Below are 13,217 nucleotides of genomic sequence, written 5' to 3' on the forward strand. Positions count from 1 at the left end.
GAGTTGGCGTGAAGTTCGGTATCCATTCGGGATTGTGGATGAAGGCCTGGACCGACGATCCGGACCCGATCTTCGAAACTGTTGCTCAAATCGGCTATGACATTGTCGAACTCTCGCTGCTTGGCGTCGGGCTTGATCGGGCTGACAAGATCCGGTCAAAGGCCATCGAGTGTGGGTTGACCGTAACATGTTCAACCGGCCTCGGGCCCGATGCGGACCCGACCTCAGAAGATCCTGCCATCCGTGACAACGCGGTAGCTGTTCTGAGCGATGCGATCCGGACAACCGCGCGATTGGGATCCAAAAGCCTCGCCGGCGTGGTCGCCGCACCTTGGGGTGTTTTCGACCCAGCCAACAAACCTGCCCGCGCGTCTCGGTCAGCGGAGACTTTGGCGCGTGTCGCTCCGGTTCTGGAAGCCGAGGGCGTTTACCTTGGGATCGAAGCGCTCAACCGGTTCGAAAGCGACCTGACCTCGACAGCGGCAGAGACCTGCGCAATTGCTCGTGCGACAGGATCGGATCACATCGGTGTGCTGCTCGACAGTTTCCACATGAACATCGAAGAGAAAGACCCACCTGCAGCAATCCGCGCGGCCGGTGATACGCTGGTGCACTATCATGTGTCGGACAATGACCGGGGGCAGCCGGGCTTGGGCCGCTATGATTTCCCCGCTGATGCCAAGGCATTGAAAGATATCGGTTACAAAGGCTGTATCGTGGCCGAGATGTTCGTGATGGCCGGACATGCGTCAAGCCGCGATCTCAACATCTGGCGCGATATCGAGCCCGACCCAACCCGCGCTGCCGTGGAAACGCTGGCCTATCTGAAGAAGGTCTTTGGCGATGTCAGCTGAGCCTTTCTTTCAACTGCTCCAGGCCCGCTATGCCCGTGAAACCGACCATCTCAACACGCTGGACGCTGCCATAGGGGATGGCGATCACGGGACAACCATGCTGCGTGGCCTGACAAAGGCAACGACGGCAGAAGATGGCAAACGCGCAAAAGCCTTCATGCGCGCCTCGGGCGGGGCATCGGGCACTTTGTTCGGTCTGATCTTGCTTGAAATAGAAACGCACCTGGACACAGGTGCACCCCTGAACCTGACACGAGCATGCGACCGTATCTGCGACTTGGGGGACGTGGCACCGGGCGACAAAAGCATGGTCGACGCCCTGTCCCCGGCGCTTGCTGCGCAGCACAGCGGAGTGGCGGCAATGATCTCTGCCGCGACGAAGGGGCGCGACGCAACCGTGGACATGTCAGCCCGTAGGGGCCGCGCGCAATATGTCGAAAATGCAGGGCGCGGGCATATGGATCCCGGCGCTGCCTCGCTGGTGATTTTTCTGGAGACCCTTGCGGAGGTGTCGCCATGAAAAAGCTGTTCAACACCCTGGAGACGATGGTCGATGATATGCTGGACGGCTTTGTCAGCGCATTTCCCCAAGTGCAACGCGGCCAGAGCGATCCCCGCGTGATCATTCGCGGATCTGCGAACCGCAAGAACGCCGATGAGAAAGTCACGTTGTTGATTGGCAACGGCTCGGGACATGAACCGATTGCCATGGGTTTTGTCGGTGCCGGGTTGCTGGACGCCAATATCGTTGGAGATGTTTTTGCAGCACCTTCGGCAGATCTGATCCTTGACGGGATTTCCGAAGTGACCGGCGCGGCGGGCTCGATCCTGCTGATATCGCAGCATTCCGGTGACATGATTAACGGGCGCGCAGCCACGATGATGGCACAGGATTTGGGCGTCCAGACCCTTCCCCTACCAATGTATGACGACATTTCCGCCGCACCGCCAGAGCGCAAACAGGACCGGCGCGGTGCCCCGGGAACGATGTTCATCTACAAGATCCTTGGTGCAGCGGCCGAGGAAGGCCAGTCGCTTGAGGCATTGATGACCCTGGGCGAAGCCGTGCGCGAGCGGCTTGTGACGCTTGCAGCGGCGATCACACCGCCGGTGTCACCCCTGACGGGGAAACCCATGTTCGCACTGCCTGACGACGAAATTTTCCTTGGTATGGGTGTTCACGGTGAACCGGGGGTTGGGCGTGTCAAAACAGGCCCCGTGCGCGATCTGGTCCGGCAGATGGTTGACGCTCTGCTGGCCGACCGCCCCATGCAAAGGGGCGCACAGGTTTGCGTGATCGTCAACGGAATGGGCGGCACCACAATGATGGAGCAGCTGACCGTTTGGGAGGAAACCCGCACCGCGCTGACAGAACACGGCATTCGCGCGATTGCTCCGATGATCGGCAGCTATGTCACAACCCAGGAAATGGGCGGGTTCTCGATTTCCTTCTTGGAACCCACTGAGGAGATGTTGCGGCACTGGCTGGCACCCTCCGACACGCCGTTTTTCCCGCAGATCAAGATGGAGGCCACATGAGCATCTTTGATGGTCCTGTTTATGGTGTTGCCGTTGATCAGGGCAGCGGGCTCGAGGCCGCCCTGCGCAAGGTGCGCGGTTCACAAGCGCGTCCGGATGATTTGCTGGATTTCAAACGTATCACAGTTGAAACGCTCAGCCCGTTTGCCACCACCATGCTGGTTGATGCCTCGCTGGGCCGAGAGCTGTTGCCGTCCTTTGACACAAACTGCATCAGAATGCTGGCCTATGAGGCGGACGTGTACCACATCTCAGACGACGACCGGATGACCAAACTGCCGGACAATCTGAGCGTTGCCGACTATCCGGTTCTGGGTGCCGAGATACTGAAGTTTTTTCTCTACTACGGGCCGAACGATCCGGCGGAGCTGAATCAGCGCAAGCAGGAGCTGGTGGCGCAGATCGGGGCCGCATGTCGCGAACACGGGGTGACATTTCTGTTCGAACCGCTCGTCTATGATCGCGCCATTCCCGACAGCAGCTCTGCCGAATATGCGATTGCCAAACCGGGGCTCGTCGGATCGGCCACCCGTACTTTTGCCGCTCCAGAATTCAATATTGATGTCCTGAAGGTCGAAATTCCCATCAACATCGCCAAAGTCGGCTCCACCATGTCCGAAGCCGAAGCCATGGCAGCCTTCCGCAAAGCCGCTGGGGCGGCGGGCGACATCCCGCTCCTTTACCTCAGCGCCGGGGTCACGTTCGAACAATTCCGTGATGCATTGGCCCTGTCACGCAAAGCGGGGGTCAATGCAAACGGCTTTATGTGCGGGCGAGCAATCTGGAGCGATGCAATAGACATTTTTGGCGCTGAAGGCCCTGCTGCGATGGCCCGATGGATGCAGTCAACCGGCCGCGAACGGCTGGATGCCTTGAAGGATGCGCTGACATGATGGAGGTGGCCAAATACAAGCAGGTTCATCATGAAATTCTGAACCGGCTTCAGACCGGGCAATATGCAATTGGAATGCGTCTGCCCACCGAAAGCGAGCTGTCAAACGCCTTTGGCGTCAGCCGGGTCACCATCCGCAAGGCTTTGGAAATTCTGGTGCGCGACGGCTATCTCACATCGCGCCAGGGCAGCGGATACAACGTCGCGACTTTGTCGCCACCGACCTCGACCTGCCTTGTGTCTTTCACCGACAAGGTTCTGCGCGAAGGCCGCGTGCCCGGGGCACGGCTGCTGCGCCTTGAGGTCCAGGCTAAGACAGTGCCAGCCGCCGTCAACGAGTTCTTCAATGAACCGCTGGTCCTGGTTGAACGGCTACGCACCATCGATGATGTGCCCGGTATGCTGACCCAGACATGGATCCCCAGCCGTTTGGTGCCGCATATCTCAGCCGATCATTTCCCGGAAACCGGGCAGCGCCAATCCATTCTCAGAATTTTGCAGCAAGTGTTCGAACTGGCCTGGACCAGCGCGTGCGAGACGTTGGACAGCCTGCTTGCCGAACCGGAAATTGCCGAACTGCTGAACATACCCGCCGGTACCCCAATTCTGTCGCAGGCTTGCACTGCCTTTGACGCCGACGGGGCGCCGGTTTTCTTTGATCAGGTGTTCCGTCAGGGACCCATCAGTTTTGATCTGGCCGGGGCCGCCCCGCGCCAGACCGCTTAGGAAGGGCGATACTCATGTCGCTGACGATTGGATTAATCAACGCGTCTCTACCAAGCTACTTCCCCGTCAAGCACGGTGTGTTCGAGGCATGCTCTGATTGGCTAAATAAACTTGCCGCCTCCTACGACGCCTCAGTCGTGGTGGCCGAAACAGTTCCGATGAATGGGGTCGAAGCCCGCGGTGCGGTGGATGAATTGCGTGCAAAAGGCGCGGATTTTCTGCTGCTTTTGCACGGTGGTTTCACCATGGGTGACGTAGTGCGGGAAGTGGCGCGGGAAAACCTGCCCATGGGTGTCTGGGCCACGCCCGAACCAACGCTAACCGAGGATATACAGCTTAACAATTTTGTATCGCTGAACATGTCGATGTCGATACTGCGCGGTGTGCGGGACACCCGCCAATTCCCGGTGCAGTGGTATCTGGCCGCGCCCGACGAAGAACACCTGGAACAGCGGATGAGCCAAACCATCCGCGCGCTTACCGCGCGCAAGGCGCTGGACGGTGTTCGGATCGGGGTCGTCGGAGGACTGGCCATGACCTTCTACAATATGGAGGTTTCATCCGACACATTGCTCCGCCAGCTTGGCGTCTGGACCGAGCATGTGGATATCCACCGCATGACCGTCCAGATGGCCGCTCAATCCGATGTGGATGTGGCCGCCGAGCTGTCAGCCATGACCAGAGCCGCAGAGGTGCGCGGCGTTTCTGATGACCAGATGGTCCTGACTGCCCGCGCGGTTCTGGCCTTGCGGCAGATCGCGGTAGAGGGTGGCTATGATGCGTTGACGGTGTCCGACTGGCCCGCCTTGCAGGATCATCCGGGAATGCATCCCGGCGCCGCGTTCAGCTGGCTTGAGGAAAACGACGCACTGCCAATCGCCTCAGAGGGCGACGTCTTGGGGGCCGTCACCCAGCTGGTGGCCAAATCTCTGACCGGTCGCGTGGGCTGTTTGCTGGACATGACCTCACCCGATTTTGACCGCGATCAGATCTTGATGTGGCATGGCGGCGGTGGGCCCCTTTATATGGCGGACAAAGACGTTGCTTGGATCAACCATCCGATGATCGGACGCGGCACCGAGGCCGGGCCAATTCACGGTGCTATCGCGGATTACGAGTTTGCCCATGGCGATTGTACGATCCTGCGCGTCTCGCGCCACGGCACGGCGCGTTTTGTGCTGGAAGGTGCAGTTGCCGAAGGCCCATCCCCGGGCTTTACCGGGTGTCGCGGTTGGATCGGAGATTTTTCTGACGCAAAGGGCGCCTGGTCAGCGCGTGACGTCGTGACAACGGTTATGGAACACGGACTGGAACATCACTTTATCCTTGTTCCCGGTCGCCACCGCGCCGTTTTCGAGGAGTTTGCCCAATGGTGCGGGATGTCCTCGTTGCCGATCATACCGTCCCATGACGGGCTGCCACAAGGAGCTGGCCTGTGACGGCTGTTCACCTCAAAGGGGTCCGCAAGGACTATGGCAATTTCACCGCGATCTCCCATATCGATCTCGACATCGCGTCCGGAGAGCTTGTGGCCCTGTTAGGTCCGTCAGGCTGCGGCAAGACCACAACGCTGCGGATGATTGCCGGGCTGGAAATTCCGACGAGCGGCCAGATTTGCTTTGACGGCAAGGATGTCTCAGAAGTGCCGGTGCAAAACCGCAATGTCGGCATGGTTTTCCAGCGCTATGCGCTGTTCCCTCATATGTCCGTGGAAAAGAACATTCTGTTCGGGCTCAAGGTACGCGGAACCGACAAGGCCGAGGCCGAAGACCGGCTGGAGCAAATTCTCGATGTCGTGCAACTTCAACAATTTCGCCACCGATTTCCCGCGCAGCTATCGGGCGGGCAGATGCAGCGCGTGGCCATCGCGCGTACGTTGATCACCAACCCTTCTGTCCTGATGATGGACGAACCTCTGGCAAATCTCGACACCAAGCTGCGCGGCGAGATGCGACGCTTTATTCGAAACCTGCAGCAGAGGCTGGGAATCACCACAATCTTTGTAACCCACGATCAGATCGAAGCTATGGAACTTGCTGACCGGGTGGCCGTGATCTTCAACGGCAATCTCGCCCAGTTTGACGAGCCCGATACCTTGTACAAACACCCCAAAAGCGTTGAGGTCGCCGATTTCATGGGGGCTACAAACGTCTTTGCGGCACAGATCAACGACAAGACCGCAACGCTGGATTTTGGCGCGTTGACCTTTGACGCGCCGTCGCAGAATGGCACGCGCTCGGTGATGCTACGAAGCGAGGCGATCGACCTGCATCTGGACGAACCAACGGATGCGCAAAACGTCTTTCGGGGCACCATCGCGACCAGAGATTTCTTTGGCGCCAACATCACCTACGGGGTCACCTGCGGCCACGAGACGGTTCAGGTCACAGAACAATCCCGCCGCGTTATCGACGTCGGGCAAGACGTCTGGCTGACCATCCCGCCCGAGCGGATTTGGGTCATTCAGAAAAACGACTAGTGGAAAGAAATCAGAGGAGGAGACCATGAAGAAAACACTTCTTACGTTATCCCTGCTTGGAGGGTTGGTGACGAGTGCGTCTTATGCGCAGGATGTCGGGGCTTTCCGTGATGCCGTGACATCCGGCTCAGCGACCTGGGAGGAGATTCAGGCCCGCGCCAAGGAAGAGGGCGAAATCAACCTCTACTATTGGGGTGGCAGCGATCAGATCAACATCTGGATGGATCGCTTTGCCGCGCCGGGGCTTGAGGCAGAGGGTGTCAAGCTCAACCCTGTTCGCATAACCGGCACCAAGGACGCTGTTGATTTGGTTCTGGCCGAGCTCGGCTCTGGCAAAGGTCTGGGCGAAGGCAGCGTTGACGCGATTTGGGTGAACGGTGAAAACTTTGCCACGCTCAAACGCCAGAACGCTCTGTTTGGCGCTTTTGCCGACAAGCTTCCCAACAGCGCGAACATCGAATGGAATGCCGATGATCCACGTGCATTGCTGAACCTGCGCGACTTTGGTGTCGAAACCAACGCATCCGAGATGCCCTGGTCAGGCCAGCAATATGTGTGCTCGGTCAATACTGCGCGGGTCGCGAAAGAAGACATACCGAGCACGTTTGCGGATCTGAAAGGCTATCTTGAAGCCAATCCCGGCAAGTTCGCCTATGTCAAACCACCCCATTTCATCGGCAACACCTTCGTTCAGGCCGCGATCTATGCCCATAACCCGGACGGCAATGGCGCGGTTCCGTTCCAGAACTCGATTGACGATCTCGGCGCTGCAGAATTGGCGCGGTTGATCACACCGGGCATGGAATACCTGAAAGAGCTGGACGGATTGCTACTGGGCGCGTCAGGAAGCGGTGCAAGATATCCCGAAGACCCGTCGGCCCTGAATGGCTTGTTCCTGAACGGTGAGATTGATTTCTCGTGCCAGTTCGGCCTTTACGGTGTCGCAATCGGTTTGCGGGATGGAACCTACCCTGAAGGGGCGGAGCAGTTCATCTTCCCCAAGGGCAATATGATCAAGAACAAGAACTATCTTGTCATTCCCGCGAACGCGCCGAACCCGGCCGCCGCGCTGGTCATGGCCAACTACATGGCCTCGGTCGAAGCTCAGGCCTCCAAGCTTGAAGTTGCCGGTATGCCACCTGGTATCGATCCGTGGCGTCTGTCCGAAGAGGACGTTGCCAAACTGACCGCGGCCTCACCGGGTTTTGTCGGTATAACTCAGCACGAGTTGGACGCAAACACCGCGCCCGACACCAACGCAACGCTGGTTGATGTTATCGAAGCCACTTGGCTGGAATACATCGAACGGAAAAGCACCGACCCGATCGACGTGATCGTGGAACGCGCCGTTGCAAATCTGAACTAAGAACACCCAAACAGAGCCCCCTTCGCAAGCGGGGGGCTCGAACAAGGATTTGAGAATGGGTGATTCCGCACCAAATGAGTTGGCACGGCTCCGTCGGGAACGGCGGCTGATGCTGTTGCAATTGCTGCCGGTTGTGCTTGTCCTGACGGTGCTGTTTGGCGGCGCCCTTGTGCTTGGCGTGATGCAATCGTTGGGCTTTGCGCCCTGGTTTGGTGTGAACACCTTTCCGGATTTTTCCTATTTCGGCGCACTTTGGAGTCAGGCCTCGTTCTGGCAATCTCTCTGGCTGACGCTTTACTATGCCGTTGCGGCGACCATTCTTTCGCTGATCCTGGGCATTCTGCTGGCGCTTGCGCTGGTGCGAACCTTTCCATCCAAAACGCTGTATAAATACCTCTATAAACTACCGCTGATGATCCCCTACACTGTCGGCATTGCCCTAGCTGTGATCATGTTGGGCAACGGCGGGATGCTGTCGCGGCTGATGGCTTTTGCAGGTCTGATCGACGACCCGGCGCAGTTTCCGCAGATCCTCAAGACGCATATGGGGTGGGGTATTATCGCCGTCTATGTCTGGAAACAGACACCGTTCGTTGCCCTGACCATCTACGCTGTTCTGTTGGGCGTCGGGCGCGAGACGGAAGAGGCCGCAGCGATCCTGGGTGCCAACAAGCGGCAGATCTTCTTCTTGGTGACGCTGCCGCAAATCCTGCCAGGCATCATTTCATCAACGCTCATCATCTTTGCCTTCAACATCGGGGCCTTTGAAGCGCCGTTCATTCTTGGCGGTGGCTTTCCTGACACGTTGCCGGTGGTCGCCTGGCGATACTTCAACGACGCGGATTACACACTGCAGTTGCAGGGGATGGCTACAGTTGTGTCCATCGCCCTGATCGCAGGTGGCATCCTTTATAGCTATCTTGCGATCTACCGGCGCTATGAACGCCGCATCGGGAGGCAGTGATGATGGCGCGTCGGAACGCAAATGCCACTGCGCTTAGCGAACGGCTTTCACCGTTTCAGAAGGTCTATTTATGGTTGGTAGCTGGGTTCATACTGGGCCCGTTCATCCCGCTGATCATCCAAAGCTTTGCGTTCCGCTGGGCCTGGCCTGATCTGCTGCCAAGCACATGGTGGCTGGAGCAACGTGAGAAATCCGTGCTGCCCCTGGCCTGGGATTACGTGATCTCGCCCTATAGCCAGGTGTGGGAAGCTACGCTGAACACCGTCTTCATCGGGTGCGCGGTAACAGTGATCTGTCTGATCATCTGCCTACCCGCAGCCCGCGTTTTGGCACGTGAAAGTTTCCGCGGCAAACCAGCTTTTGAGTTCTTCCTCTCCATGCCTCTTATAGTGCCCGAGGCGGCCATTGGCATCGCGCTGCTGATGATCTTTATCCAGATCGGACTGGCCGGGACCTATACGGGGATCATCATTGTCCACCTGATCCCAACCATCCCTTATATGATCCGCATGCTCACCGCTGTTTATCAGGGGCTGGGCCGTGACTTCGAGGAACAGGCAATGATCTTGGGCGCATCGCGCTGGCAGATCCTGCGCATGGTGACACTGCCCATGCTGTTGCCGGGCGTTGTTGCCGGTGCGCTGTTCACGTTTCTGGTATCTACAAACATCTTCCTTCTGACCTTTTTCATGGGTCAGGGCAAAATCATTACCTTGCCCACACTGCTTTTCTCAAAGATCGCGGGCGGGACGTTGGACGCGTCCGCAGCTGGCATCACCTTGGTTGTGACCGCCCCCGGCATCATTCTTTTGGTCGTGACCGAGCGGTTCATCAAAGAAGAGGCATTTGGCAAAGGCTTCGGCAACTAGAAAGGCAAAGACATGATGACTTTGAATGAGGCCGTAGAACGGTTCACCCCTCTGGACCCCGAGTTGATGAAAACCCGGCTGGACCGACCGGGTGCGATGCCACGCGTTATCATCGACACCGACACCGCCAACGAGATCGACGATCAATACGCCGTGGCCTGGGCGCTGTTGTCGCAAGATCGCCTGAACCTCGAAGGTGTCACAGCCGCACCCTATTCATTCCTGCACCATCGCGATGGTCTTTATGATGCTGTCGCTGCCTTGCAACAGGGAAGTGGGACAGACCATGACAGCAAATTTGTAGGCCCCTTCGCAGGATGGGCGCAGCGATTGCTGGCTGATGGACGCACGGCGGATGACATTGAATTTGTAACGCCGGATGTAGGCGAAGCGCGTTCTTATGATGAAATCCTACGCGTTTTTGACGCCTGTGGTGTCGCCTCCGAAGGCCGAGTGTTCCATGGCTCGACACAGCATTTGCCGTCCTATGACGCGCCGGTGGATTCGGATGCGGCCCAATTCATCATCAAACAGGCACGTAACCGCGAAGACGGGCCGGTCTATGTCCTCGCCATGGGAGCATTGCCAAACATCGGCTCCGCCCTGCTAATGGCGCCGGACATCATCGACAATATCGTTGTGGTCTGGACCTCAGGCTTTCCCAGCTATGCGCCGTTTTGCAATGAACCGTCATTGAACCTCGTGCAAGATCAGCTATCGTCGCGATTGCTGTTCGAGTGTGGCGTGCCGCATGTGTATTTACCAGGCTACCATGTCGGCGCACAGCTGACGATTTCCAAGCCGGAAATGGAGGCTTTTGTCAAAGGTCGCGGAGCAATCGGCGACTACTTATGGCATCTTTACACCAACAACCCCTTGCATGTGAAATACGCGATATCCGAGCCGGACACGAAAACATGGGTGATCTGGGACATCATCAATGTGGCCTGGATGCTCGATGCTGCTTATGTGCCGACCCATCTGACAAACTCGCCACATCTGAACGCCGAACTCTATTGGCAGAATGACCCGTCGCGCCACCTGATGCTCGAGGCCTATGACGTGGCGCGGGATGCGATTTTTGAAGATTTCTACCGCTCCCTCGCGAAAGGCAGATCCGCTTGACATCAGAGAAACGCCTTGGGTGCCTTCTACCCCTAGGGCTCTGAGCTCGGACCAAACCAACTGTCTGACGTCAGCGCCCGACCAACAGATCGGGTTGTGCAATAAAGCTTGCTGTCAGACGAATTCGAACCAGTCTCAGTTTGCCTCGGAAACCGTGACGCTAAACGTAGTCGCGCATCTAAACAAATAGCAGCTTCTCATCAGCGTTGTATTAAGTGATCCTGACTTCGGTTGCGGCTTTATTTCGTGCTAAGGTGAGGCGTTAATCGTTTCAAAGTTGAGTCAATAATTATGATCTCTATGTGCAAATGGCGCCGTCACATCTGGTACCTGTTGGCGATTGGTTTGATCTTGATCGCGCCACTTGCGGCAGAAGCCAACGGGAAGCGCGTAGCGCTTGTAGTTGGCAATTCTGCCTATCAATACGTCCCAAACCTGCGTAACCCAGCCAACGATGCCCAAGATATCTCCAATGCATTGAAGCGAATTGGATTTACGGTCACGCTGCAAAAAGACTTGAACTACACAGATATGAGAATTGCATTGCGCGACTTCACAAAAGCCGCAGCAGATGCAGAAGTCGCATTGGTGTATTTCGCGGGCCACGGCATTGAAATCGAAAACACAAACTATTTGATTCCAGTGAATGCAGCATTGCGTAGCGACCGCGACGTGGAATTCGAAGCCATTCGTCTGGACGCTATTGTAAAATCTATTGCTGGTTCATCCGCTCTGAATATCGTGATCGTTGACGCTTGCCGCAACAACCCCTTTCTCGCAAATATGAAACAGGGCTCGATTACCCGGTCGATCGGGAGCGGATTGGCTGCTGTCGAGCCGGGCGGTGTCGTAGTCGGTTATGCAGCCCGTGGCGGAACACTGGCGCAGGATGGCGACGGCCGAAATAGCCCCTATGCCCAAGCTCTTTTGGAATACATTGAACAACCTGGTCTGGAACTTGGAAAACTGTTTCGCAAAGTTCGCGACCGCGTAATTTCTCTCACTGACGGATACCAGGAACCCTTTGTCTACGGTTCGTTGCCAGGCAAAGACATTTTTTTGGTTCCAAAGATCGAAAAAGTTGCGTTGCCTGCGCCGGATTTACAAGGGTCTGTTGCTCCGGCTTCACAGCCGCCGGTAACACAGGAAAGCGCGCTGGCTGCCGCAAAGAAAGTAAACACAATGAGGGGTTGGGACTTGGTTTCAAGATCCCAGCCCATCGCGTCCGCGACGGCTTATGAAACACTTCAAAGAATGGATGAAATCACACCTGCCTGGATCAAAAACAGCGGGCGTTTGGTTGCGATAGAGGCTGCGCTTTTGCCGGATCTCGCGCAGAAACGGAAGTTGCAACAAAGCCTAAATGACAATGGCTTTGAAGTAGGTGTTCCTGATGGTGTATTTGGGCCGCGGACCCGAGCTGGCATCAGGGCGTTTCAGGCAAACTATGGGTTGGAACAATCTGGATATGCGGATGTCGCAGTTCTTTTCGGCCTAGGGCTCAGGCCCCATGTCGAAAAAGATGAAAGCTTCATAAGCAACCCCGTTGCGGTCCGGCACAGCATACCCGAGCTCGAACAGCTGGGTGAATCCGAAGAAATTACTCAGATCCTCAAGTGCCTTGGGCTTCGAAAAAGCGTCTATGGAACCTTTGGTGGGAGCCTCTACGTTGTGCTGATGTATTCCGGTACGGTCCAGAATGCGCGTAGAGAAGCGCAGCAATGCGGCTTGGATCTGGCCGCAATCACATCTTCCGCAGAGAACGCGTTCGTCGTTCGAATGATCGCAAGTGACCCGGCCTTCTTCGAGGTCGGGTACGACAGCAAAACAAGAACCAGCTACAAGGCAGGACCATATTTTGGGTTCAGAAAAGACCCTAAAGAAGACAGCGCGATTACCGGTTGGCGTTGGTTTAGTGGTGAACCGGTGCGTTACACCAATTGGTTGCCGTCCAAACCAAACAGAAATCACGGCAAAGGCAGCAAAACATACGCCCAATTTCAGTATGAAGCCCGGGGGCGGCGGGACATCGACAATGTTGTCCCGACCATGTGGTTTGATGGCTCGGGCAGGAACGCACGCTCTGTTGTGTTGGAAGGTACATTAGAATGACCGGTTCTGCCCGAATGGCCTTTGCAAAACTACGCGTGTCTGTGAGGCCGCTAAAACAATCGGATCGGCCTGTTCGTTCCAATTGATTTTTGCGATACTGTTTAGTCCTTTTAAATCACGCGTTTCCGGGGCGTTTCATTTAGCGGTTCATATCAGTACCTATTCAGAATTTTTCTGGCCTCACCGATTTGCACGCATTGGCCTGATGGTACTGTCCCTATAACGGCAACGAATGTGAACGCCATAAGCTCTGCCCAATTCAGCAAAAACCCGCGTTACGATGCGTTCTCA

At 56.6% G+C, this 13,217-nt stretch carries 12 protein-coding genes; all 12 read left to right on the plus strand.

The window, feature by feature from the left end; all coding sequences use genetic code 11:
* Window positions 1-8: 8 nt before the first annotated feature.
* Window positions 9-854, plus strand: a complete 846-nt coding sequence (locus GOX45_RS17200) for a sugar phosphate isomerase/epimerase family protein (protein WP_171102394.1) — start codon at window positions 9-11, stop codon at window positions 852-854.
* Entirely contained in the window at window positions 844-1,374 is a 531-nt protein-coding gene (locus tag GOX45_RS17205) for a DAK2 domain-containing protein (protein WP_171102395.1), read from the plus strand. Before GOX45_RS17200 ends, GOX45_RS17205 begins: the two co-directional genes overlap by 11 nt.
* Window positions 1,371-2,393: a dihydroxyacetone kinase subunit DhaK gene (locus GOX45_RS17210; protein WP_171102396.1), complete on the plus strand. Its 1,023-nt coding sequence runs from the start codon at window positions 1,371-1,373 to the stop codon at window positions 2,391-2,393. The genes GOX45_RS17205 and GOX45_RS17210 overlap by 4 nt, the downstream gene beginning before the upstream one ends.
* Window positions 2,390-3,286 (plus strand): tagatose 1,6-diphosphate aldolase, encoded by an 897-nt coding sequence (locus GOX45_RS17215; RefSeq protein ID WP_171102397.1) that lies wholly within the window; start codon window positions 2,390-2,392, stop codon window positions 3,284-3,286. The genes GOX45_RS17210 and GOX45_RS17215 overlap by 4 nt, the downstream gene beginning before the upstream one ends.
* On the plus strand, window positions 3,283-4,011 hold the full coding sequence (locus tag GOX45_RS17220; protein WP_171102398.1) for a GntR family transcriptional regulator: 729 nt from the start codon (window positions 3,283-3,285) through the stop codon (window positions 4,009-4,011). Before GOX45_RS17215 ends, GOX45_RS17220 begins: the two co-directional genes overlap by 4 nt.
* Before the next feature lie 14 nt (window positions 4,012-4,025).
* Window positions 4,026-5,450, plus strand: a complete 1,425-nt coding sequence (locus GOX45_RS17225; RefSeq protein WP_171102399.1) for an L-fucose/L-arabinose isomerase family protein — start codon at window positions 4,026-4,028, stop codon at window positions 5,448-5,450.
* Window positions 5,447-6,490 carry an ABC transporter ATP-binding protein gene (locus GOX45_RS22350; protein ID WP_217350524.1) on the plus strand — a complete coding sequence of 348 codons (1,044 nt, stop codon included), beginning with the start codon at window positions 5,447-5,449 and terminating at the stop codon, window positions 6,488-6,490. The genes GOX45_RS17225 and GOX45_RS22350 overlap by 4 nt, the downstream gene beginning before the upstream one ends.
* A 25-nt stretch (window positions 6,491-6,515) precedes the next feature.
* Window positions 6,516-7,856: an ABC transporter substrate-binding protein gene (locus GOX45_RS17235; protein WP_171102400.1), complete on the plus strand. Its 1,341-nt coding sequence runs from the start codon at window positions 6,516-6,518 to the stop codon at window positions 7,854-7,856.
* 55 nt (window positions 7,857-7,911) lie between these two features.
* A complete protein-coding gene (locus GOX45_RS17240) occupies window positions 7,912-8,820 on the plus strand; it encodes an ABC transporter permease (RefSeq protein ID WP_171102401.1) in 909 nt (302 codons plus the stop codon).
* 2 nt (window positions 8,821-8,822) lie between these two features.
* Window positions 8,823-9,689: an ABC transporter permease gene (locus GOX45_RS17245; protein ID WP_171102402.1), complete on the plus strand. Its 867-nt coding sequence runs from the start codon at window positions 8,823-8,825 to the stop codon at window positions 9,687-9,689.
* A 12-nt stretch (window positions 9,690-9,701) separates the two neighbouring features.
* The gene (locus GOX45_RS17250) at window positions 9,702-10,814 is read left to right on the plus strand and encodes a nucleoside hydrolase (RefSeq protein ID WP_171102403.1); all 1,113 of its coding nucleotides are present in this window, start codon (window positions 9,702-9,704) and stop codon (window positions 10,812-10,814) included.
* 333 nt (window positions 10,815-11,147) lie between these two features.
* Window positions 11,148-12,926, plus strand: a complete 1,779-nt coding sequence (locus tag GOX45_RS17255) for a caspase family protein (protein WP_171102404.1) — start codon at window positions 11,148-11,150, stop codon at window positions 12,924-12,926.
* The last annotated feature ends 291 nt before the right edge of the window (window positions 12,927-13,217 follow it).

The sequence above is a fragment of the Ruegeria sp. HKCCD7255 genome, assembly GCF_013031565.1.
In the GTDB taxonomy this organism is placed as follows: Bacteria; Pseudomonadota; Alphaproteobacteria; order Rhodobacterales; family Rhodobacteraceae; genus Ruegeria.